Raw genomic sequence first — 24,635 nt, 5'->3', positions numbered from 1 at the left:
TTACTACTTTTATGGGTTATAAATTAAACAGATTCATTTTGAAGACATCATCTGCCATATATCAAAAGCTGGAAGCTTTTATTAAAAAATATTATACGAATGAATTGATAAAAGGAATACTTCTTTTTACCGGTTTTGGACTTTTGTATTTTTTGTTTACGCTTTTTATTGAGTATTTCCTTTGGTTAAAACCTCTAGGAAGAACACTTTTATTCTGGCTTTTTATTGGAGTAGAAGTTTTCCTTTTGTTTCGATTTATTCTGTTTCCAATATTTAAGTTGTTCAAACTTCAAAAAGGAATTGATTATAATCAGGCTTCAACTATTATTGGAAATCATTTTACTGAAGTAAGTGATAAACTAACGAACTTTTTACAGCTTTCAGCTTCTGAGAATTCAGCAGAAAGTTCAGAGTTGATGTTGGCTTCGATTGAACAAAAAGCAAATTCTTTACAGCCAATTCCGTTTGGGAATGCTATTAATTTTAATTCAAACAGAAAATATTTGCCATTGGCACTTGTTCCTGTTTTGCTTTTTGCGGTGTTTTATATTTCAGGAAACAGCAATATTATTTCTCAAAGTTTAAATAGAGTAGTACATTTTAATGCTACGTTTTTACCTCCGGCGCCTTTCAAATTTGTAGTTCTAAATCAAAATTTACAAACAGAACAGAACAAAGATTTTGTTGTAAAAATGGAATCTATCGGAAACATCGTTCCCGAAAATGTCATGATCCATATTGGTGATGAAAGTTATTTTATGGAATCTTCTCAGCCAGGAAAGTTCGAATTCAAGATTGAAAAACCGGTTGAAAATGTTTCTTTTTCTTTTGAAGGAAATTCAGTTTCATCTGAAGAATACGAATTAAAAGTAATCACGGTTCCATCAATTGCCAACTTCGAAATGGTTTTGAATTTTCCTTCTTACCTAAAAAAGAAATCAGAAACGATTCAGGGAACTGGAAATGCAATCGTTCCGGAAGGTACTTTAGTGACCTGGAAAATGAATACACAATCAACTCAGGAGATTGTTTGGAAGGATGAAAACGCAACTTTGAAGTTTAATAAAGCCGAAAATGAGTTTAAATTGAGTAAAAATATTGCTCAAAATACAGAATATCAAATTCTTACTTCAAATAATAAGGTTAAAAACTATGAAAAACTGGATTATCAGCTGTCTGTTATCAAAGATCAGCATCCAACAATTACCGTTGCACCAGCTCCGGACAGTTTAAAATTAGATAAAAATTATGTCTTAGGAAGATTGGGAGACGACTACGGATTATCAAAATTACAAGTTGTTTTCTACGAACGCAACAAACCACAAACTGCAAAGCGTGGAACCATTCCGGTAAAGCAAGCTGTATTCGATCAGTTCGTTTTTTCTTTCCCAAGTAATTTACCTGTAGAAGAAGGAGTATCTTATGAATACTATTTTGAAGTTTTTGATAACGATGCACCACATGGTTTTAAGCGTACTAAGTCTTCTATTTTTTCAGATAGAGTTTCTACCGCTGATGAAGTTCATGATTTGGAATTGCAACAACAAAATCAAAACATAAACAGTTTATCTAAATCATTAAAAAATCAAACCAAGCAAATTTCTGAAATGGATAAAATCCAGAATACAGGAAAAGAAAAAGATAATCTGGAATTTAAAGACCAGCAAAAGATTAATGATTTTATTAAACGTCAGAAACAACAAGACGAAATGATGAAACAGTTTGCTGAGAAAATGAATAAGAATCTGGATAAATTCAAAGATGATAAAAAGGATAAAACAGCAGAAGATTTACAAAAGCGTTTAGAGAATGCTGACAAGGATTTAGAGAAGAATCAGAAATTATTAGACGAACTAAAGAACCTAAATGATAAATTAAACAGCGAAGAGTTGTTTGATAAAATGGAAAAGTTTAAACAAATCAGTAAAAATCAATCTAGAAATTTAGAACAATTAGTTGAATTAACTAAAAGATTTTACGTAGAAAAGAAAGCAGAACAAGTTGCAGAAAAGTTAGATAAGCTTGCAGATAAACAAGAACAGCTTTCTAATAAAGATAAAGAAAACACATCTGAGAAGCAGGAAGAAATCAATAAAGCTTTTGATAAAATTCAGGAAGATTTAAAAGACTTAAAAGAAGAAAATAAAACATTAAAATCTCCGCTTGATATTCCTTCAGATGCTTCAAAAGAAAAAGATGTAAAAGATGATTTGCAGAAAGCATCAGAAGAATTGAACAAAAAGAATTCATCTTCGGCTAAGCCAAAACAGAAAAGTGCAGCAAAGAAAATGAAGAATATGGCTCAGCAAATGAACTCCACTATGGAAGATGGAGAACAAGAACAGCTTGAAGAAGATGTTGCAATGCTTCGCCAGATTCTGGATAATTTGCTGGCTTATTCCTTATCTCAGGAAAATGTAATGAAACAATTTAAGTCTATGAAATTGGGTTCTTCTATATATACGAAGAATATAAAAGTACAGCAAAATTTAAAACAACAGTTCAAACATGTCGACGATAGTTTGTTTGCTTTGTCTTTAAGAAATCCAAAAGTAGCTGAAGATGTAACGAAGGAAGTTGGAAACGTACAATATAATGTAGACAAAGCGATTGAATCTTTAACTGATGTTCAAGTTCCAAAAGGAGTATCGCACCAACAATATGCTGTTTCATCTGCAAATAAATTAGCTGACTTTTTGAGTGATTTATTAAACAACATGCAGATGTCTATGTCAAAACCGGGAGCAGGAAAACCAAAACCAGGACAGGGGCAAGGACAAGGAATGCAATTGCCGGATATTATTCAAAAGCAAAAAGGTCTTGCAGATAAAATGAAAGACGGAATGAAGCAAGGTGAGAAACCCGGAGAAAAACCTGGCGACAAACCGGGACAAGGTCAAGGTCAAGGTCAAAAACAAGGACAAAGTGGTCATGGTAAAGATGGACAAGGAAAAGAAGGTCAGGGCAAAGGTGGTGATAAAGTTGCTTCTGGAAAAGATGGTAAAAACGGAAAAGGAGAGAAGGATAATAAAGACGGTGATGATAGCGAAGGCGATGCAGAAAAGATAATGGAGATTTACAAAGAGCAGGTAAAACTTCGTGAAGAGTTGCAAAAAGAGTTAGCTAGAAAAGGATTAGATTCTCAGGGAAGATCTGTTATTGAACAAATGAAACAATCTGAAAAGCAACTTTTGAATAAAGGATTTAAGAATGAGAACCTGCAAAGAATATTAAATATTCAACAAGAATTATTAAAATTAAATAATGCAGTTCAGCAACAAGGTCAGGATACGAAGCGTCAATCTGAAACAAACAAGGCTGAATTCACAAATAGAACTAATGCGTTACCAAGCTCATTATTGGATTATTTAAATAGTGTAGAGATTTTAAATAGACAATCGCTACCTTTGCGCTCAAATTTTAACCAAAAGGTTCAAGAATATTTTAATACCAAATGATTAATTTTAATTACGAAACAGATTTTAATTTAGAAAACGAAGAAGCCTTTACTGATTGGTTGAGCGCTGTAATTGTTTCTGAAAAGAAAAACGAAGGTGAGATAAATTACATTTTTTGTGATGATGAATATCTTCATAAGATCAATGTTGAATATCTGGATCACGATACATTAACAGATATCATCAGTTTTGATTATACAGTTGGAAACGAATTAAACGGAGATATTTTTGTTTCTGTTGAAAGAGTAGAAGACAATGCAAAGGATTTCAATATTTCCTTTGATGAAGAATTAAAACGAGTTTTAGCTCACGGTATATTACATTATTGCGGATATAAAGATAAAACAGATAAGGATGCAGAGTTAATGCGTTCCAAAGAAGATGAAAAAATAGCGATGTTCCACGTGAAACTTTAACTTAAATATCTCTTTTTAAAGTTTAGAATTATATGTTTCACGTGAAACATTATTCTAAATTTTACATCAACAACTAAACGTTCCACGTGGAACGTTTTTTAAGTTTTAGTTTTTTATTGAATTCGTTTCACGTGAAACATGTAAATCTTTGTTTTAAGTTTAATATTTAATTAATTCGTTGTTCCACGTGAAACAGTTTTAATTATAAGTTAGTAAATCAGAAAGTAATAAAAATGTTTCACGTGGAACATGTATCAGATTTACTGAAAAGAGGAAACATGAATAATGGATATAAAATGTATGTTTCATGTGGAACATAGTTCAGCGGTAAATTTGAAACCTGAAACAAAATAAAGAATGTTAATTCTGAGAACTGACTTAACCGGTTTCCAGAGAATAATAAAACAAAATGTTTTTAGAAGAATACGACGTTATTGTGGTTGGTGCTGGCCATGCAGGATCTGAAGCTGCAGCTGCGGCTGCAAATTTGGGGTCAAAAACTTTATTGGTTACAATGAGTTTGCAGAATATTGCACAAATGTCTTGTAACCCAGCGATGGGAGGAATTGCAAAAGGACAGATCGTTCGTGAGATTGATGCGCTTGGAGGTTACTCCGGAATTGTTTCAGACAGAACGGCAATTCAGTTTAAGATGTTGAATAAATCGAAAGGACCAGCAATGTGGTCGCCAAGAGTTCAAAGTGATCGAATGCGTTTTGCTGAAGAATGGAGAATGATGTTGGAGGGAACTCCAAATTTGGATTTTTATCAGGAAATGGTGAAAGGTTTGATTATCGAGAACGGAAAGATAAAAGGAATCAGAACTTCCCTTGGAGTTGAGATCAGATCGAAATCTGTTGTGTTGACAAACGGAACTTTTTTGAACGGATTGATTCATATTGGAGACAAACAATTCGGTGGAGGAAGAGCGGGTGAAAGTGCCGCTTTCGGAATTACCGAAGATTTGGTTGCAGTAGGTTTTGAATCTGGAAGAATGAAAACAGGGACGCCGCCGAGAGTCGATGGACGTTCTTTGGATTATTCTAAAATGAACGAAGAAAAAGGAGATGCGAAACCAGATAAGTTTTCGTATTCTGATTTGACCGTTCCATTGACTGAACAAAGATCTTGTCATATGACGTATACATCTTTGGATGTTCACGATATTTTGAGATCAGGTTTTGATCGCTCGCCAATGTTCAACGGAAGAATAAAAAGTATCGGTCCGAGATATTGTCCTTCTATAGAAGATAAGATAAATCGTTTTGCAGATAAAGAAAGGCATCAATTGTTTGTTGAACCGGAAGGATGGAAAACTTGTGAGGTTTACGTAAACGGATTTTCAACTTCACTTCCGGAGGATATTCAATTTAAAGCATTGCGTTCTGTTGCCGGTTTTGAGAATGTGAAATTCCTTCGTCCGGGTTACGCAATTGAATATGATTATTTCCCGCCAACACAATTGAAACATACTTTGGAAACGAAGCTAGTTGAAGGATTATATTTTGCCGGACAAATAAATGGAACAACAGGATATGAAGAAGCAGCTTCGCAAGGTTTGATGGCCGGAATAAATGCGCATTTAAAAGTGCATGAAAAAGCTCCATTAATTCTAAAACGTGATGAAGCCTATATCGGAGTTTTGATTGACGACTTAATTACGAAAGGAACAGAAGAACCTTATCGGATGTTTACATCAAGAGCAGAATACAGAACATTGTTGCGACAAGATAATGCCGATTTCAGATTGACGCCAATGTCATATGGAATTGGTTTGGCTTCTGAAGCTCGTTTGCGCAGAATGGAACGTAAATTAAATGAATCAGAAAAGATGGTTCAGTTCTTTAAAGAAACAAGTGTTTCGGTAGCTGAAACGAATCCGATTTTGGAAGCGAAAGAAAGTGCGCCAATTTCTCAGGGTGATAAAATGTTTAAAGTTTTCTCACGTCCGCAATTAGATTTGGAGGATATGATGAAATTTGAAAAAGTAAAAGCTTATGCTGAAGAAAATGATCTTGATCAGGAAATTTTAGAGCAGGCAGAAATCCAGGTTAAATATTCTGGTTATATCGAAAAGGAAAGAAATAATGCAGATAAACTTACTCGTTTAGAAGAAGTGAAAATACCTGAAAATTTTGATTACAATAAAATTAAATCGATGTCAATCGAAGCGAAACAAAAATTAAGTAAAATTCGTCCGATTACAATTTCTCAGGCATCAAGAATCAGCGGAGTTTCTCCGAGTGATATTTCAGTGCTTTTGATTTATATGGGAAGATAAAATAAATGTTTCAAGTTTCAGGTTTCAAGTTTTGTTGGAATCTGAAACTTGTTTTATTTGTTTCTCGTTCCATGTGAAACTTGAAAGCTGAAACAAAGAAAACCTGAAACAACTTTAAATTTGTTCCACGTGAAACACTGAATTTAATTTTAATTAAAATTATTAGCAAAGAGATTTTATCTGATGAAGAAAAGAAGTTTCGAGAGAACTCTGGAACGAGGAATATCCGACACTATTAAATTGCAAAACGATGCAGGATTTTGAATTGTACTTAAACGGTCTTTCAAATACAAAACATTATTTGCTGTTTGATGCGTTAGATAAAATTAGCGGCTGGTCATTTACTTTTTTGAGAGAAGATGAAAATTGGTTTGCTATAATTTTGAATCATCAAATTCAAGGAAAAGGAAATGGTTTGTTTTTGATGAATGAATTAAAAAAGAATGATACAAGTTTAAATGGCTGGGTTGTGGATCATGAAAATGAAGTAAAACAAAACGCAGCACATTATAGATCTCCAATGCCATTTTATATTAAAAATGATTTTACAATTTTGACAGAAATCAGAATTGAAAATGAAAAATGTCGGGAGTAAAAAATTAATTGGAAGCGCTGAATTCAAAATATAAATATTAAAAAAGAGAAACCCTAAAAGTGAAAATTCCACTTTTAGGGTTTACTATGAAATTAAACCAAAATACCTGTAATTTAAAAATGGACGTTTTAAACAAAAAACATTTTCTGACTGTAAAAGACCATTCAGTTTCAAAAGAAATTTTCGATTTATATTATGATGAAAATCTGGATATGCTGATTACATCTCCGCAGCCGGATTTAGAAAATTTAGGAAGATATTACGAAAGTGAAGATTACATTTCGCATACAGATAATAAACGTTCTGTTTTTGAAAAAGCATATCATTTTGTAAAAAGTATCGCTTTAAAAAATAAACTGAATCTGATCAATTCAGAACAATCTCAAAAAGGGAAAATTTTAGACATTGGAACCGGAACCGGAGATTTTTTATTAACGGCAAAAAATGACGGATGGAACGTAATTGGAATTGAACCGAGTGACCGGGCAAAAAATATTGCTAAGCAAAAAGGAATTTCGTTTGCAGAAGAAACAGCTTCTTTAGAAAATAATTCTTTTGACGTAATTACCATGTGGCACGTTTTAGAACACGTTCCAAATTTAGAATTTCAAATTCAGGAATTGAAGCGTTTGTTAAAACCAACTGGAACATTAATTGTTGCGGTTCCAAATTTTAAATCTTTCGACGCAAAACATTACGGAGAATTTTGGGCGGCTTTTGATGTGCCAATTCATTTTTGGCATTTTTCAAAAAAAGCGATAAAATCGCTGTTCGAAAAAGTCGATATGAAATTAGAAAAAGTTCTTCCAATGAAATTTGATTCATTTTACGTTAGTCTTCTTTCTGAAAAATACAAAACAGGAAAAATGAATTTTCTCCGTGCATTTTTTATTGGTTTAAGATCAAATTTAAAAGCATCGAGTACAAAAGAGTATTCATCTCATATTTATGTTCTAAAAAACAGCTAAAACACAAAATAAGCGAATTTAAGACGGTTTCTCAGTTAAAACGAGGGTTTGTGTTATCTTTTTAAAGAAAACGTCTCTAATAAAAGCTATGAGAGTCACTTTTAATAATGATATCTTATAGTTGAATTTTAGTCCATAAATAAAACTAATATGATAAAATTATAGCATTTTTTGAACTTTCTGTCGATGCTATTTATTTTTTTATATTTTTGTCATCCATACATTAAAAAATAGAAATTCATAAAATGAAAAAAGCATTAGTAATTATCGCACTTTCGGTTTTCGTTGTTTCATGTAACAAAACAGCTGAAGTAAAGGAAGTAAAAACAGCTTACGTAGATACTTCGGTTTTGATGAAAGAGTATACTGAAGCAAAAGACCTTGAAGCAAAATACAAAGCCCAATCAGAAGAAAAAGGAAGACAACTGCAAGCTGAGATAAATCGTTTCAAACAAGATGCTGCTAATTTTCAAAGTCAGGCACAGGCAAACGGTCAGGCCTGGGCACAACAAAGAGGTGCTGAATTACAAAAGAGAGAACAACAATTGGGTTATGCTCAACAACAATTAGCGCAGCAATTGCAACAAGAAAGCGGAGTTGAAATGGATTCTCTTGTAAGCGGTGTGAAAAAATTCATTAAAGATTACGGCAAGAAAAACGGATATTCTTATATCTACGGTACAGGTGATGCTGCAACTGTTTTGTATGCTGAAGATAAATATGACATTACAAAAGAAATTATCAAAGCTTTGAACGATAAATACAAAGCTGAGCCAAAAGCAGATGACAAAGCTGCAACTAAAGAAGAGGCTAAGAAATAACAATCAAAATAACTAACTATTTTAAAACCTAAATCTATTAACAGATTTAGGTTTTTTTATTTTATAAAAATGCAATACTTTTAGTTTTCAATATACGCCCAATGCAAAACGTTTCAGAAGCAGCAGCTTACACTTTACAATTCATCAATCAAACGCAAAAATCGATATTCCTGACGGGTAAAGCCGGAACAGGAAAGACTACACTTTTACGTGAAATTATCGCTACTACACATAAAAATACGGTGGTTGTTGCACCAACAGGAATCGCCGCCTTGAATGCTGGCGGAGTAACCATTCATTCGATGTTTCAACTGCCATTTTCGGCTTTTATTCCTTCGTATGAAAATAATTCTCAGTTTACAGAAACGGTTAAATTTGAAAATAAGGAAACTTTACGCAGGCATTTCAAAATGAATAATGTGAAGCGTAATGTGATTCGTAACATGGAATTGCTGATTATTGATGAAGTAAGTATGTTACGTGCTGATTTACTGGATGCTATAGATTTTATGATGCAGACAGTGCGGAAAAACACACAGGCTTTTGGAGGTGTTCAGGTACTTTTTATTGGTGATTTATTGCAATTGCCACCCGTTATTCGGGATGAAGAATGGCGAACTTTACGCAATTATTACAAAGGAAGATTCTTTTTTCATTCGCATGTAATTCAGCAAAATCCACCGCTTTATATTGAATTATCTAAGATTTATCGCCAGACTGATGATTCTTTTATATCGGTTTTGAACAATCTTCGAAACAATCAGATTACGCCTCAGGATATTCAGATTTTAAACGAATATGTTAAACCTGATTTTGATTTGAAGAATAATCCCGGTTATATTACGCTCACAACTCACAACGCAAAGGCTGATTCGATCAATGAGCAGGCAATTGGTGATCTGGCCGGAAATGAGTATGCTTATCAGCCTTTTATCGTTGGCGATTTTCCCGAAAAAATATTTCCGGTCGAAGAAAATCTGAAATTGAAGGTAGGAGCACAGGTCATGTTTGTCAAAAACGATTTATCTTTTGATAAAAGGTATTTTAACGGAAAAATGGGTGTTATAAAATCACTTTCACCGGAAGAAATCTTTGTGCATTTTCCGGAAGAGAACAAAACGATTGAGGTTGAAAAATACGAGTGGAAAAATATCCGCTATAAAATTAATGAACTTACTAAAGAAATAGAAGAGGAGGTTTTGGGGACTTTTGCCCATTATCCGCTTAAATTGGCTTGGGCAATTACGGTACATAAAAGTCAGGGATTAACTTTTGAGAAAGCTGCGCTTGATGTATCGCAAGTTTTTTTGCCAGGACAAGCATACGTTGCATTGTCTCGTTTAACGTCCTTAAAAGGGCTTATTTTGCTTTCTCCGCTTCAAATGAATGGTATTTCAAACGACCAGGATGTAATGGATTATGCTTTGAATAAAGCAACTGAAGATATTTTGGAAAAACATTTGCATTTTGAAACCAAAAATTTTATTCATAACTATTTGATTAACAGTTTTAACTGGACAGACTTAGCTCAGGAATGGCGGAATCACAGATTTAGTTATAACGAAAATGCTTCTAATTCCGAAAAATCAAAACATTCCGTTTGGGCTCATAAGCGTCTTGAAACAATTGAATTGCTAATAAATCCTTCGCAAAAGTTTGTGCATCAGCTAAATAAAATTTTTAGTAAAGAAACCGTTGATTTATTTTTCGTCCAGGAAAGGGTAGTGGCGGCCTATGAGTATTTTTTTAAACCAATGGATAAATTGGTTACAGATCTTCTTCAGAAAATGGCTGAAATTCAGAAATTCAAAAAAGTAAAAGAATTTTATGAAGAATTAGTCTTATTGGATGATCTTCAGACAAAGGCTGTTTTACGCTTAATGAAGGCCAAATTACTGATCGAAATAGTTGTTTCGGGAGAAACCATCTGCAGGGAAAAATTAACGTCTACAGCGATTAAAAATTACAAATCAGATAAGATTTCGAAAATACGTGACGAGTTTAAAATGAGCAATATCGATATTTTCAAGTTAGATGAGCCAATTGTACGCTATACCTCGAAAAAATTAGATAAGAACGAGCCAAAAACAATTAAGAAAACCACCGTAGAAGAAACATATGATTTGTGGATCGAGAAAAATTCGGTTCAGGATATTGCCCGAATGCGTAAGCTTACTGTACAAACTATTGAAATGCATTTGGTTAAATTGATTCAGGCAAAAAAAATCGAAATCTCGGATGTTCTACCGTACGATAAGATACTGGCACTGCGTGATGCTTTCGAATTTTATCAGGAGGAATCCCTAAACGGATTAAAAGAAAAACACGGTGATGAATTTACGTGGGATGAGTTAAAAATGTTCAAAGCAAGTATAAATTAAGTATCTTTAAGTTAAATGTTTCACGTAAAACACAGATTAATTTAATTTATAAAAAATGAAATTTAAAATCATAATTCTACTTTTCCTTGGCGTATTCTCAAATTTAGCTTTAGGCCAGGATTTAAAAACTGAATATCAGAAGTTTATAATTACGTTTATTAATAATGTAAAAAATGATAAAGAAGAGGCTGTCGCGGATATAATTTCTTATCCTTTCAAAAGGGAATATCCCATACCAACAATCAAAAACAAAACTGAATTCATAAAGCGATACAATGAGATTTTTGATGTTGCCCTGAAGAATGAAATCGTAAAATCTAATCCTGCGAAAGACTGGTCAGAAATGGGCTGGAGAGGTATTATGCTCAATCAGGGTACATTATGGTTTGATACAGACGGACGCCTGGTTTCGATAAATTACCAGTCTAATTTCGAAAAGGATTTGAAAAGCAAAATAATTGCTAAAGAGAAAACAAAATTGCATTCTTCAATAGCAAAGTTTAAAGCACCTGAATGTGTATTAGAAACCAGCAAATTCCGGATCAGAATAGATGATTTAGGAAGTGGAAATTACCGTTATGCATCCTGGTCGATAAAAAAAGGAATGAATGAAGTACCTGATTTGGTAATTACTAAAGGAAAGTTGATTTTAGACGGAAATGGAGGAAATCATCGTTTCGAATTTAAAAAAGGGCAATATACATATGAATGTTCTATAACTCCCTTGAGGGAAAAAGGCGTATCTCCGGCAAACTTAACCATTTATCAAAATAAAAAAGTAATTCTTTCCCAGGAAGCTAAAATAGTTCCACGTTAAACAAAAAATCCTATTCGTTCAGAATAGGATTTTTTTGTATTAAAAAGACGTTCTAATTTGGTCTAATTCTTTTTTCTGTTGTAATAATTTGAGCTCCAGTTTATCTATTTCAAGCTTTTGTTTGGTAGATTTTATTTTTAGTTTCTGAATTTCTTCTTCAGAATTTTTGCTGGTTCCAATTTGACTTTCGGTTTTTTGATTCGCAGTTTTTTGTTTTTCTATTTTCTTTTGTGTTTTCTTAATAGATTTTTCTGCACTTTTGACATCCCGCTGATGCTTGTCAATTTTTTTCTGCTCTTTATCTACTTTATTTTGATATTCTTTAGCTTTTTTAGCCTCCTGAATGGCTTTTTCTGATTGAACAGCTGTTTCCTGTGCATAAAAGCCTTGTGAGGTTAAAAAAAGGCATACAATTAAAAATACTTGAATGGTAAATTTCATAATCTTTTTATTTCTAAAGTAAATAACAAAATAAATGTACTTTTATGTCTGGCTTTATAAATTTTCGATTAAAATCCATGCATCCGGATTTTCAGCCTTTTGTATTTCTTTTTGTGCTTTTTCAGCTTCAGCCATAGTCGCGTAACTTCCGTATAAAACAGGAAATAATCCGTGTTTGTTTTCACCAAGCATCCTGGCATCATAGCCATTTTTTATTAGTTGATTATATGCTTTTTTAGCATTTTGCTCACTTCTAAAAGCACCCGCAATAATATGATATGGCATTGTCTTTTCAACAGTTTCTGTTTTTGAAGTATCTACAGACAGCGTTACTGCCGGTAAAGGATTCTGAATCATGAAGGTAGCTTCCTGAATTTTGTTCTGTACCTTTTTTTGTACAGTGCTTTCAACAACAAGCGTTTGTGTTGCAATTTCTTGCTGATACAGTGGATATCCTATGCTTCCGGTAATTCCAAGACCCAAAACAAATATTGCAGCATATTTTAAATACGAATTTGAAGATTTTCTTTCTTCGTCATATGCAGGTTCTTTCTCCTCAATTCTTTGAATTTCTTTTTCGAAATTTTCTCTTTTTACCAAAGGTGACACAAAAGGACTCAATCCAAATGAAGTTGTCAAATAATTATTTTGCTGGTTTGGACTGAAAACTAAATTGTTATCACTATTCAAACGAATTTCACCAATATTTTTTAAATATAAAATTCCATCCTCTTCTAAAGCCTTTTTCCAATTTAAAATTTCAAAAGCAATCGCACTTACAGCAAAACCATACGATGTTTTTTCTGTATTAGCTATATGATTAGCCAGCAAGCCATCATTGTTTTTAATTTGACTGTTGAAAGAGACCATTTTCTTAGGTGGAAAAAACGAATTTGTGCTTTCATTGAGCTGTGCCGGCTGCATTTCGGTTAAGAATGCACCAAATCCTGGAACCGTTACACACTGATAACGATATAATAACTGCGAGATGTAAGTTTCGATTTTCATAGTAACAAAGTTATGCATCCAATATAGTTATCAAAAATTTATTCACAATTTTTATTAACAATCTGCATATTTTGATATGTACTTATTTTTAAGCAAGTTACATTATTTTTCATTTTGTGATTAATTATTTTTGACTTTCAAAAGTTTATTTTTTGAAAGAATTTACTTCTAATTATTATATTTGCCAAAACGAAAACAAATCTTGTTTTTAAAAATTTCATCCTTTAAAAAATTATACAAGCCATGTCAGAACAAGATTTATTTTATGTATTAGCCTTACTTCGGGTAGAGGGCGTTGGAGATATTATGGCTAAAAAATTATTAGCAAATTTTGGAAGTGCCGAAGATATTTTCAAGGCAAAAACGAATCAAATTGCTGCTATAGATGGAGTTGGTTCAGTATTACTAAAGAATCTAAAAGACAAAACTGTTTTCGAAAAGGCGAATAAGGAACTAGATTTCATCACTAAAAACAATATTAAAGTCTCTTTTTTTAAAGATGAAAATTATCCAGATCGTTTAAAACATTGTATTGATTGCCCCGTTTTAATTTTTTCTGCCGGAAATATTAATTTAAAAAATAAGAGAATAATCAGTATAGTAGGTACAAGGCAAATTACTTCATACGGAATTGAATTTTGCAGAACCTTGATTGAAGATCTGGCTCCTTTAGATCCCATAATTGTTAGTGGTTTTGCATATGGAGTTGATATCGTGGCGCATCAGTTGGCAATAGAAAATAAACTGCAGACTATTGGTGTTTTAGCTCATGGATTAAACCAAATTTATCCTAAAGCACACAAAAAATACATGTCAAAAATGGAGGAGAATGGGGGTTTTATAACTGAGTTCTGGAGCACAACCAATCCTGACAAAGAAAACTTCGTGAGACGAAACCGGATCGTTGCCGGCATGACTGAAGCTACAATCGTAATAGAATCTGCTGATAGGGGAGGTTCGCTTATTACTGCCAATATTGCAAACGATTATAACCGTGATGTTTTTGCCGTTCCCGGCCGTGTGACTGACAAATATAGTCAGGGATGCAATCAACTGATTAAAACTCAAAAAGCGAATGTACTGACCAGTGCTGCTGATTTAGTTTACATGCTTAATTGGGATATCAAAAGCGATGTAAAACCCGTTCAGAAACAATTGTTTATTGAGCTGGAATCTGAAGAACAAAAAATCTATGATTACCTGATTAAAAACGGAAAAGAACTGCTCGATATAATTGCACTCCAATGCGAATTTCCGATTTATAAAATATCAGGGATTCTTTTAAATATGGAACTTAAAGGTGTAATCAGACCTTTGCCTGGAAAGCTGTTTGAGGCTATTTAGAATTAAAAAACCCGACAAATTTTTTTAAAATGTCGGGTTTATAATATTTACTTTCCAAATCCAAGCACTTCCCGAACCCTGGCTAAAACGCCATCGGCCACAACCGCAGCTTTTGAAGCTCCTTTTTTCAATAAAATATCTACTTCTTCGAGGTTGTTTATATAGTAATTGTATTTCTCTCTTTCTGTTTTGAATTTCTCCGTAATTAATTCAAATAAAGCCTGTTTGGCATGGCCATAACCATAATTTCCACCTAAATAGTTGGCTCTCATTTGAGCAATCTGAGCTTCATCTGCTAAAAGAGAATAAATAGCAAAAGCATTACAGGTATCCGGATTTTTAGGATCTTCAAGTGGAGTGCTGTCAGTTTCAATGCTCATTACCTGTTTACGTAATGCCTTATCATCTAAGAAAATATTGATGATATTGTTCGCTGATTTACTCATTTTCCCGCCATTAGTTCCCGGAATAAGCATACTGTCTTCCTGAATTTTAGCTTCTGGAAGCACAAAAGTTTCTCCCATTTGGTGGTTGAATCTCGCAGCAACATCACGTGTAATTTCTAAATGCTGTAATTGGTCTTTTCCAACAGGAACAAACTCGGCATCATACAATAGAATATCTGCAGCCATTAACATTGGGTAGGTAAAAAGTCCGGCGTTAACATCATCTAATCGATCAGATTTGTCTTTGAAAGAATGTGCTAAAGTAAGACGCTGAAACGGGAAAAAACAACTCAAATACCAAGATAATTCAGCAGTTTGAGCCACTTCAGATTGTCTGTAAAACGTAACCTTATCAGGATTTAAGCCACATGCAAGCCAAGCTGCAGCTGTACTATATGTATTTTGTCGTAATGTTTTACCGTCTTTTATTTGTGTAATTGAATGTAAATCAGCAATAAACAAAAAAGTTTCGTTTGCCGGATTATTTGATAATTCGATCGCGGGAATAATTGCTCCTAATAAATTGCCTAAGTGTGGTGTTCCGGTACTCTGAACACCGGTTAGTATTTTTGCCATTCTAATTTTTTTCTTAAACGCAAATATTGCAAAGTTTTTACAATATCCGAAAAGTTATTTTTTCAATTGCAAAGTTCGCAAAGTTTTTTGCAATGCTCTTAGTGTTTTCAGGTTTTGTTTTTAAAATGTCAAAAATCTGTCCATCGAAAATCTAAATTCACATCAGTTTTCTTACATTTGAAGTTATGAAAGGAATTAAAATTATTTTTTGGATTTTTTGGCGCATTTGGTTCTACATTTTAATGGCTATTCCAATATTGATTATGCTGCCATTTTTAGTGGTTTCAATTATAACAGAAAGCGGATATCCCTATTTTTTTAAAATGGCCCGGATTTGGGCAAAATTCATCCTTTTAGGAATGGGTTTTCATTACAAAACCGAGCGTCTGCAAAAATTGGAAAAAGGAAAAAGTTACATGATTGTAGCGAACCACACTTCAATGACTGATATTATGCTGATGTTGGCAATTATCAGAAATCCATTTGTTTTTGTTGGAAAGAAAGAATTGGTAAAGATTCCGTTATTTGGATTTTTCTATAAAAGAACCTGTATTTTGGTGGATAGGAATTCTTCAAAGAGTAAAAATGAAGTTTTTAAAAGAGCTCAGGACAGGCTTAATCAGGGGCTTAGTATTTGTATTTTCCCTGAAGGAGGTGTTCCAGATGATGAATCAATTTTATTGGATGAATTTAAAGATGGTGCATTCAGGTTGGCTATAGACCATCAAATTCCAATTGTTCCAATCGTTTTCGCTGATAATAAAGAGCGTTTTTCTTATACATTTTTAAGCGGTAGCCCGGGCAAAATGAGAGCAAAAATTTTTCCTTTTATTGAAACAAAAGGATTAACAGGAGAAAACAGAAAAGATCTTCGTGATGAAACAAGACAATTGATTTACAAAGGATTACTTGAATTTAAAAAGAAAAAATTAAACAGTTTATAAGAATTAAGCCCGGCAAGGTAAAAAGTTTGCCGGGCTTTAATTTTGAATTAAAACCCCTTTTATATTCAAAATTTTATCTGTGAATTATTTTATCTGAGATGAACTGTAATATTTTTTTAATTCTTGACTTCTTCTTTTTACCTTTTTTATTCAACTGAACTTCTTTTTTTCTTTCATGATTTGAAAATATTAGCGTTGATAAAAAGAGTTCATCAAACTCAATTAATTTATTAATATAGATGACTGATAATCAAAAAGGTTGCGTAAAAAAGGAGAAAATCTTAAATAATAAAAACCCGCTAGTAACCAAAACAAAAAACTAACGGATTTTTATTAAAAAAATAACCAACCAAACTTATCCTAAAAAGTATTGAAAGTAGTATGACAAACTTTCAAAGTTTTACGTCGTTTATAAGATGATATATTTTATAAAAGGTTGCGTAGTTTTTTTAAATAAAAAACCCGACAAATTTAAAATGTCGGGTTTAACAGATTCTGTAACTTACAGATTATAAAGTTTAAGCGTTAGCCAATTCTTTTATGTGTTCTTTAATTTTTATTTCTAATTCATCAGCTAATTCAGGATTATCCTTAATTAAAGTCTTAACTGCATCACGTCCTTGTCCTAATTTAGTATCACCGTAGCTAAACCATGAACCTGCTTTTTTAATAATATCAAATTCAACAGCTAAATCTAGTATTTCTCCGGTTTTAGAAACACCTTCTCCGTACATAATATCAAATTCAGCAGTTTTAAATGGAGGAGCAACTTTGTTTTTTACAATTTTTACTTTAGTTCTGTTTCCGATCACGTTTTCACCATCTTTAATTTGTGCTGAACGACGAATATCTAAACGTACAGAAGCATAAAACTTCAAAGCGTTACCACCGGTAGTAGTTTCAGGGTTACCAAACATTACACCTATTTTTTCTCTCAATTGATTGATAAAGAAAACAGTACAATTTGTCTTACTGATAGTCCCGGTAAGTTTTCTTAAGGCCTGTGACATTAAACGAGCATGGAGACCCATTTTAGAATCTCCCATTTCACCTTCAATTTCGCTTTTTGGAGTTAAAGCAGCAACAGAGTCAATAACTACAATATCAATTGCTCCTGAACGAATAAGATTTTCGGCAATTTCTAAAGCCTGCTCCCCGTTGTCTGGCTGAGAGATAATCAGGTTTTCGATATCTACGCCTAATTTTTCAGCATAATTTCTGTCGAATGCATGTTCAGCATCAATAAAAGCAGCAATTCCACCTGCTTTTTGAGCCTCAGCAATGGCGTGCAATGTTAAAGTGGTTTTACCAGATGATTCCGGACCATATATTTCGATAATTCTTCCTTTTGGATATCCGTTTACTCCAAGTGCTAAATCAACACCAAGGGAACCAGAAGAAATTGTTTCAACTTCTACAATGGCTTTGTCGCCCATTTTCATTACGGTTCCTTTTCCGTAAGTTTTATCTAATTTGTCAAGCGTAAGTTGTAGCGCTTTTAATTTGGCATCTTTCTCTGAACTCATCTTTTCTTTTTCTTTTTCTTTCATCTAAATTTTATAAATTCTTTTTCAAAATAAATCAGAATTAATAACTTCCTGATTTAGATTTGTATGGGCTTGTAATTTTGTAAAAATACTTCTTTTTTTGAAGTTGATTGTTACAAATTGTTACAAATTGTACTATAAAAACAAAGCCTTCAATTCTGTTGCATCTTCAGGCTTTATTTTCCCTGCTAATAATAAACTTAATTGTTTACGGCGTAAGGCAGCATCAAAACGTTGAATTTCAAGTTCGGTTTCGGGTACAATGGGCGGTACTTCAACAGGTCTTCCGCTATCATCCACTGCTACAAAAGTATAAATGGCTTCGTTGGCTTTGGTTTTGCTTCCGGATTCACGGTCTTCTACCCACACATCAATAAAAACTTCCATAGAACTTTTAAAAGATCTGGAAACTTTTGCTTCTATTGTGACTACAGCTCCAAGTGGAATTGCCCTGTTAAAAGCAACATGGTTTACAGAAGCGGTAACCACAATCCGGCGTGAATGCCTTCGTGCAGCAATACTGGCAGCACGATCCATACGGGCAAGCAATTCACCTCCAAAAAGATTATTTAGAGGATTCGTTTCGCTTGGTAAAACTAAATCAGTTAGTATAGTCAGAGATTCTGAAGGGTGTTTTGGATTCATTTTCTTTTGGTAAGATTAAAAAAGGCTAATTAATTCAGCCAGTAAACCGCCATTACGGCAGGAATAAAATAAATTACGATAGTTCTTGCTCCATCATAATCCTTAGCCAAACGTTGGCCGAAAAGCATCATTAATAAACAGATACAAGAAAAAATAGCGCCGTAAAAGCCAAACTCACGGCCGCTTTTTGTTACTAATTGTATAGCGCCAACGACGCATAAAATTCCCGAAATTAATTCTAAAATTAAGAGATGAAGAAGAGCAAGTGGAACCTGATTTTTTAAAATAGTTTTAGCAAAATGTTCTTTAAGCCATGTAACATTTTCTTTCCAGTAAAAAATTTTCTCATAGCCGGATTGTAAAAAAGTCAAAGCCAAAAAAATCAACAATAAAACAGAAGCAATATTAGTCATTACAAATTATTTTTTATGAATTAAACGAGTAAGTTTTATGGATAAATCAGTCAGAATTATTTTTGCATTTCCGTTTCTTTCGATATGGTACATAGCATCTGAGAGTTCTTTGAAAATAAGATGAATGTTGTTTCCATTTACGAAAGGGGCAAAATTTTCCAGCTTAAATTTATCAACTTTTGGTTCGATATAAACCAAAGTAGGTGCTTCATAATTTAGCAAAAGTGCCTGTCTGAACATTTCAATGCAAAACTGGATGAATTTTTTCTGGCTTTCCCGGCCCAAACCTGCAATTTCTTCACTCCAGGAAATTAGATCCTGAATGGCCGCAGCATTTCCTTTAGCCCTAAATGCGGCACGGACCCAATTAACAAACCATTGTTCAAAAGGATATTCAGAATCATCATCTTTTAATAAGGAAAGTGCTTTATTAAAATTTCCTTGTGCCTGATGTGCAATTTTTTTGGCTAAGTTCGGATCTATATTTTCCTGAGAAACTAATGCTTCTGAAATTACTTTTTCGGGTAAACCATTAAAGTGAATTACCTGGCAACGTGAGCGTATAGTTTGTATAATGTCTTCTTCATTTTCCGAAATCAGAATAAAAATGGTCTTATCAGATGGTTCTTCTAATAGTTTTAATAATTTATTAGAGGCAGCAATATTCATTTTATCAGCCATCCAGATAATCATAATTTTATAGCCGCCTTCATATGATTTTAGTGAAAGGGATTTTAGAACTTCCTGTGCATCTTCTACACGAATTTCACCCTGTTTGTTTTGTACACCCAAAATTTTATACCAGTCAAATAAGCCACCGTAAGGCATTTCCTGAATAAATGTTCGCCAGTCCTGAATAAAATCCAAGCTTTTAGGTTTTGTTTTAACATCCTCTGTAGTTACTGTTGGATATATAAAGTGAAGATCAGGATGCGAAATATTTTCAAATTTTAGATTACAGGAATCATTTCCGTTTGAATTTTCATTACCTGAATTATTGCATAAAATATATTGCGCATAAGCGATAGCTGTCAATAATGTGCCACAGCCTTCAGGCCCTATAAATAATTGTGCATGTGGAATTCTTCCCGAAGAAGCACTTTTAATTAAGTGACTTTTGATGTAATCCTGACCTAAAATTTGTGAAAATTGCATAGAGCAAAGATATAAGAAATTGATAGAGTCAAAAATATTATAAATTAAACTTTAATTATCATATTTATTTTTTAACGGATAATTTGTTTTTAACTTAATTGTTAATTTTTTTTCTGTTAAGTTTTGTTAACATTGATATTATTTGAAACAGATATTAAGATATTTTTGTTAATAGTTTTTCAGAATCAAGGATAAATTCATCACTTTTTTATCTAATATATTACCATTAAAAAATACTTTTTGAATTTATAAATGGATAAAAATCTTACATAACGAGTGCTTGTGCAAAATAAATTTTAACATATGCGAAGTCTTTATTTCAGAGGATTTTAAGGGTAATTTTAAGTTTTTTTTAAGTCTTTTTTTCAAAAAAAAAATATTAAAGTTGCAAATTAAGTTAATTTACATATTTTTGTTTTCATCAACAACAAACTTTTAATAAGAATCTATGAAAGGGAAAATTATTTTTTTAAGTGTATTTTTTTTATTGACTACAGGGGCTGTATCTGCCCAGGCTAAAAATGCTCCAAAAAGTATTATTAGTACAACAGCTCTTATTCGTAAATATCACGACCAAAAAGAATTAAGTGGTATGCAAAAAGGAGAATTATTGGAGTTATACATTGAGCGTATCAAGGTATTGGTAAAAACACTTCCTTATATCGCTTTGGTTACAAAACCAGGTGTTACTATGGCGGATTTAGGTATTCCGGACGATAATGAACATAAAAAATCTTTAGAAAATCAAGCTTTAGGAACCACTACATTCTTAGATACTACTGTAGATTTTCAAAGAAAAATGATGCCTTACTCTGACAAGGCAAATTTAATAGCAGCAATTTTATTTTACGAAGGAACATTAAAATCTTTACATGAATTCAACGAATTGAATGAAATGTAATTTTTGAAATATTTTAAAACCTTTTTTAAGATGTCTAAAAAATATGAATTAAATTTCATGGGGGCATTTTAAAAAAGGTCTTTAAACAACTCGTTTTCGATGTATTCTAATTTTTTTTGGAAACACGGGATGAGTTTTTATAATTACGCATCCCAAATTTATTATTAACCCTAATACCCCCTTATCATGAAAAAATTTACTCAAATTATCTGCGTTCTTTTCACAGTTGCAAGTATGAGTGCTCAACAAGAAAAAGGAATTATGGGCTACACAAACTGGTTGAATAACTGGACTGAATTTAAGCCTAACAAAGTTGAATACAGTGAAGCCAACCAAATTTTAGCTGGAAATATCTCAACAAGTACAAAACTTCTTAAAAAGAATGTTTATGTTTTGCAGGGAAATGTGTATCTAACTAACAATGCAGTTTTAACAATTGAACCAGGAACATTAATTATTGGTGATTTTGAAACAAAAGGTACTCTGGTAGTTACAAAAGGTGCATCGATTATTGCAGACGGATTAGAAACAGATCCAATTGTATTTACTTCTAACAGAAGTCAGAAAAAAGCTGGTGACTGGGGAGGAATTGTAATTCTTGGTGATGCTCCAATTAATAAATTTGGAAATGTAAGTTCTTATAATTTAGATCTTGATCCTACACTTACTACTTATGGTGGAGATAATGCTGCAGGTAATTCAGGAATACTAAGATTTGTAAGAATTGAATTTGCAGGAAAAAAAGTAAAAGGTGCTGGCACTTTTAACGGTCTAACATTAGCAGGAGTAGGTAATAAGACAATTCTTGAGAATATAATGGTAAGCTACTCTGGTGGTGATTCATTTGGTATTTTTGGAGGAGATCTTAATGCAACTAAATTAGTTTCATATAAAACTATTAATGATGACTACAAATTTACTCAGGGAGCGCAATGTCGTCTACATAATTCTTTAGCAGTAAGATCGTCTTATTTATCTAGTAATAAGGATGGATCTCGTTGTATGGAAGTTGCTTCTTATGAGAAAAAAGTGAAACAGATTTTACAAAAAAACAAACACTAGTTATTGCATCAAATATTACTATGCTTAATGATAGTGAAAATATTAATGCTGATATCCAGTCAGGTTTAGTAAAAGAAGCTATCTATGTTGCTGAAAATGCTTCACTACAAATGAAAAGAAGCGTAATTTCAGGATTTAATCCTGCAGTTTTATTAGATAGTAAAACAGAAATTAACGATGCCAATCTTAAGAAAATAAAATTTGAGGAAATGTTTTTTAACCAATGTAAAGGAAATATCTTTACAGAATTCAATTCTAATAATGAAGATTTAGAGAGCTGGTATGGTAATAGTGTATTCTTTAATGTATACTCTCAAAGCGACAACAAAGAAACTTTTATAGATATTTTTAATCCAAAAAGACCAGATTTCAGACTTCAATTAGGAAAAATTACTGCTTCAAGCGGTAACAGATAAATAATTTAGATTTTTATTTCAAAGCGTAAATTTTATTAATAAAGTCCCCAGACAATTTATGTATACGTCTTACACAGGACCCAAATAAAGATCAAAAAGAATATGGCCCCACGTATTAAGAAGTATTTTATATATACAATATTTTTGGTTTCCCCTTTAACATTAAGTTTATATTCCCAAAGCAAAATTGAAAAAACTACAAATTCAAATGTTGCTATTGGAGAGACTACATTGTTAAAAAATTCAAACCAAACAACCGCAATAATTACACCTGTAATTAATTTAGAGTATTCTAAACAGTTTATAGTAGAGCTATCCATCCCCAAGGATAGCTTTGCTGTAGAAGCTGCAAGAACTGATAAAGGAAATACAGATGTCAACTCTAAAGATAAATCAAAAGGTATCGCTGCGTATTCTGTACTCGCAAAAGATATTATTGAAAATTATAAATATGATTTTTCTGAAACCTTTATAGATATTTTGTTTTTTGAAGATATAGACTTAGCAAGAATTCGTACTATATGATCAAAAAAACTACTCTTTCTCTGATAAAATCATTACTTTTTTAGGAGTATTTTTGTTTACCGTTTACCATTCTAATGCACAAGCAACAATCTCAGCAAGTAAGTTTGATTTTGTGAATATTTGTGCAGGAGATGCTGTAAACGGCAAACCCTTTAATGAGTATAATGTTACTTTTACATATAGCGATTTCCCTTCAGATGTCGTTTTTGATGTGGAACTAACAGATGATAAAGGAGTATTTGTAACTTCAGCTCCAATCCTAGCAACAAAATTAGATGTAAGTAATCCATCTACAAACCAGCAGACAATAAAGTTTGCTATTCCAGTTGGAATTAAAGGATCTAATAATTACAGCTTAAGAGTTAGAAGTAACAAAGGGGTAAACAGTCAAAGGATTAGGAATTTTGCTAACGTAACTTCTTTTGCTGTATATTACAAAGATTATGTAAAAGCATTTACAATTAATAATCAGGGAACTTCTGCAACATTTTGTTCTGGAGGAAGCCTGACTCTTTCCGTTGATAATCCTACACCAAACACAATTAGTTCATCTCCGGCAAATTATCCTAACATTAAATACAAATGGTATAAAGACGATGTAGTTATTGCAGGACAAAGTGACAAACTTTTGACGGTTAATGCTACGGGTAGCTATTATGCAGAATTAGATTATGGAGTATGTTCAGATGTCAATTTTAGTTCTAATCGCGTTACTGTAACTAGTGCATCGGGATCAGGTTCTAATACAACCATTACTTCCAGTTTAGGCAATCCTTTTTGTGCAAACGGTAGTAACACTATTTTGACTGCTACTGGGGGAGGAAATAGTTATACATGGAAAAAAGATGGTGCCGTAATTGCAGGAGCAACAACCAGAACATATAGCACCAATGAATCCGGAGTTTATACAGTAGATATTAATTTTGGAGGTTGTTCAGGTTCAGGAAGTATAAATCTGTTGAAAAATAGTTTCGATGCTAGTATAGATGTTGATGTAAATGAAGGATTTAAGCTTGAAGAAGGTGAAACCAGAAGTGTAACTGTAACAGATGATGCTTCAAGTCCAACTTACGAATGGTATTTGAATGGTAATCTTATTGCAGGAGCAACAAGTGATACTTATGTAGTTTCTTTTAGAGGAAAATATAACGTAAAGATCTCTCAGGCAGGCGGATGTATTTCTACAAAAGAATTTACTTTTAAAGTTAACGGACCACCAGGTCTTGCTACAGTAATTCCAAATATTATTAAGTTAAGTGATTCCCCATATTGGAATATTCCTGATGTCTATAGAAATGAAAATACAAAAGTCATAATTATCAGTTCTAATGGCGAAAAAGTTCTGGATGTTGTCAATTATCAGGGTGACTGGCCTCAGACAGGATTAGATATTAAAAATGTAAATCCGGTATATTACTATGTTATTAAAGGCGATGCAGGTGAAAAAAAAGGATCAATAACAGTGCTGAAATAAT

20 protein-coding genes and 1 pseudogene are annotated in these 24,635 nt (G+C 32.7%); 14 read left to right on the top strand and 7 right to left on the bottom strand.

Annotated features, from left to right (window positions below; all coding sequences use genetic code 11):
* Positions 1 to 38 precede the first annotated feature (38 nt).
* The 8 genes from P5P89_RS09065 to P5P89_RS09030 all read left to right on the top strand — a co-directional run bounded on the left by P5P89_RS09065 (position 39) and on the right by P5P89_RS09030 (position 11,737).
* A complete protein-coding gene (locus P5P89_RS09065; RefSeq protein ID WP_278011631.1) occupies positions 39 to 3,458 on the top strand; it encodes a DUF4175 family protein in 3,420 nt (1,139 codons plus the stop codon).
* The gene (gene ybeY, locus P5P89_RS09060) at positions 3,455 to 3,874 is read left to right on the top strand and encodes an rRNA maturation RNase YbeY (RefSeq protein ID WP_278011630.1); all 420 of its coding nucleotides are present in this window, start codon (positions 3,455 to 3,457) and stop codon (positions 3,872 to 3,874) included. The genes P5P89_RS09065 and ybeY overlap by 4 nt, the downstream gene beginning before the upstream one ends.
* A 409-nt stretch (positions 3,875 to 4,283) precedes the next feature.
* Entirely contained in the window at positions 4,284 to 6,155 is a 1,872-nt protein-coding gene (gene mnmG, locus P5P89_RS09055) for a tRNA uridine-5-carboxymethylaminomethyl(34) synthesis enzyme MnmG (protein WP_278011629.1), read from the top strand.
* A gap of 250 nt (positions 6,156 to 6,405) precedes the next feature.
* Positions 6,406 to 6,750 (top strand): hypothetical protein, encoded by a 345-nt coding sequence (locus P5P89_RS09050; RefSeq protein WP_278011628.1) that lies wholly within the window; start codon positions 6,406 to 6,408, stop codon positions 6,748 to 6,750.
* A 119-nt stretch (positions 6,751 to 6,869) separates the two neighbouring features.
* Positions 6,870 to 7,718 (top strand): class I SAM-dependent methyltransferase, encoded by an 849-nt coding sequence (locus P5P89_RS09045; RefSeq protein ID WP_278011627.1) that lies wholly within the window; start codon positions 6,870 to 6,872, stop codon positions 7,716 to 7,718.
* A gap of 245 nt (positions 7,719 to 7,963) precedes the next feature.
* On the top strand, positions 7,964 to 8,539 hold the full coding sequence (locus P5P89_RS09040; RefSeq protein WP_269234049.1) for an OmpH/Skp family outer membrane protein: 576 nt from the start codon (positions 7,964 to 7,966) through the stop codon (positions 8,537 to 8,539).
* A 101-nt stretch (positions 8,540 to 8,640) separates the two neighbouring features.
* Entirely contained in the window at positions 8,641 to 10,920 is a 2,280-nt protein-coding gene (locus P5P89_RS09035; RefSeq protein WP_278011626.1) for a helix-turn-helix domain-containing protein, read from the top strand.
* 55 nt (positions 10,921 to 10,975) lie between these two features.
* The gene (locus P5P89_RS09030) at positions 10,976 to 11,737 is read left to right on the top strand and encodes a hypothetical protein (RefSeq protein ID WP_278011625.1); all 762 of its coding nucleotides are present in this window, start codon (positions 10,976 to 10,978) and stop codon (positions 11,735 to 11,737) included.
* A gap of 39 nt (positions 11,738 to 11,776) precedes the next feature.
* Here P5P89_RS09030 and P5P89_RS09025 read toward each other — a convergent pair whose 3' ends face one another.
* Positions 11,777 to 12,178 (bottom strand): hypothetical protein, encoded by a 402-nt coding sequence (locus tag P5P89_RS09025; protein WP_278011624.1) that lies wholly within the window; start codon positions 12,176 to 12,178, stop codon positions 11,777 to 11,779.
* 54 nt (positions 12,179 to 12,232) lie between these two features.
* A complete protein-coding gene (locus tag P5P89_RS09020) occupies positions 12,233 to 13,186 on the bottom strand; it encodes an HU domain-containing protein (protein ID WP_278011623.1) in 954 nt (317 codons plus the stop codon).
* A gap of 243 nt (positions 13,187 to 13,429) precedes the next feature.
* Between P5P89_RS09020 and dprA the strand changes: the two genes are divergently transcribed.
* On the top strand, positions 13,430 to 14,530 hold the full coding sequence (gene dprA, locus P5P89_RS09015) for a DNA-processing protein DprA (protein WP_278011622.1): 1,101 nt from the start codon (positions 13,430 to 13,432) through the stop codon (positions 14,528 to 14,530).
* A 47-nt stretch (positions 14,531 to 14,577) separates the two neighbouring features.
* On the opposite strand, the gene trpS is transcribed toward dprA, so the two are convergent.
* Complete coding sequence (trpS, locus tag P5P89_RS09010; protein WP_278011621.1) at positions 14,578 to 15,552, bottom strand: tryptophan--tRNA ligase; 975 nt, start codon at positions 15,550 to 15,552, stop codon at positions 14,578 to 14,580.
* Positions 15,553 to 15,737: 185 nt separating this feature from the next.
* Between trpS and P5P89_RS09005 the strand changes: the two genes are divergently transcribed.
* A complete protein-coding gene (locus P5P89_RS09005) occupies positions 15,738 to 16,496 on the top strand; it encodes a lysophospholipid acyltransferase family protein (RefSeq protein WP_278011620.1) in 759 nt (252 codons plus the stop codon).
* Between the two features lie 518 nt (positions 16,497 to 17,014).
* On the opposite strand, the gene recA is transcribed toward P5P89_RS09005, so the two are convergent.
* The 4 genes from recA to P5P89_RS08985 all read right to left on the bottom strand — a co-directional run bounded on the left by recA (position 17,015) and on the right by P5P89_RS08985 (position 20,256).
* Entirely contained in the window at positions 17,015 to 18,022 is a 1,008-nt protein-coding gene (gene recA / locus P5P89_RS09000) for a recombinase RecA (protein WP_223682384.1), read from the bottom strand.
* Positions 18,023 to 18,178: 156 nt separating this feature from the next.
* Entirely contained in the window at positions 18,179 to 18,688 is a 510-nt protein-coding gene (locus tag P5P89_RS08995) for an acyl-CoA thioesterase (RefSeq protein ID WP_269234038.1), read from the bottom strand.
* Between the two features lie 29 nt (positions 18,689 to 18,717).
* Entirely contained in the window at positions 18,718 to 19,101 is a 384-nt protein-coding gene (locus tag P5P89_RS08990) for a DoxX family protein (protein WP_278011619.1), read from the bottom strand.
* Positions 19,102 to 19,107: 6 nt separating this feature from the next.
* A complete protein-coding gene (locus P5P89_RS08985; RefSeq protein WP_278011618.1) occupies positions 19,108 to 20,256 on the bottom strand; it encodes a DNA polymerase III subunit in 1,149 nt (382 codons plus the stop codon).
* Between the two features lie 448 nt (positions 20,257 to 20,704).
* Between P5P89_RS08985 and P5P89_RS08980 the strand changes: the two genes are divergently transcribed.
* The 4 genes and pseudogenes from P5P89_RS08980 (at position 20,705) to sprC (ending at position 24,634) form a co-directional block, all read left to right on the top strand.
* Positions 20,705 to 21,157 carry a hypothetical protein gene (locus P5P89_RS08980; RefSeq protein WP_223682283.1) on the top strand — a complete coding sequence of 151 codons (453 nt, stop codon included), beginning with the start codon at positions 20,705 to 20,707 and terminating at the stop codon, positions 21,155 to 21,157.
* 186 nt (positions 21,158 to 21,343) lie between these two features.
* A pseudogene (locus P5P89_RS08975) lies at positions 21,344 to 22,635 on the top strand (hypothetical protein).
* Positions 22,636 to 22,737: 102 nt separating this feature from the next.
* Positions 22,738 to 23,160 (top strand): hypothetical protein, encoded by a 423-nt coding sequence (locus P5P89_RS08970; RefSeq protein WP_278011617.1) that lies wholly within the window; start codon positions 22,738 to 22,740, stop codon positions 23,158 to 23,160.
* Between the two features lie 52 nt (positions 23,161 to 23,212).
* Positions 23,213 to 24,634 carry a gliding motility protein SprC gene (gene sprC / locus P5P89_RS08965; RefSeq protein ID WP_278011616.1) on the top strand — a complete coding sequence of 474 codons (1,422 nt, stop codon included), beginning with the start codon at positions 23,213 to 23,215 and terminating at the stop codon, positions 24,632 to 24,634.
* Position 24,635: the final 1 nt, after the last annotated feature.

Origin of the sequence: Flavobacterium gyeonganense, assembly GCF_029625295.1 — a bacterium.
Lineage (GTDB): Bacteria > Bacteroidota > Bacteroidia > Flavobacteriales > Flavobacteriaceae > Flavobacterium > Flavobacterium gyeonganense.
This window is presented reverse-complemented; position numbering and strand designations above follow the sequence as displayed.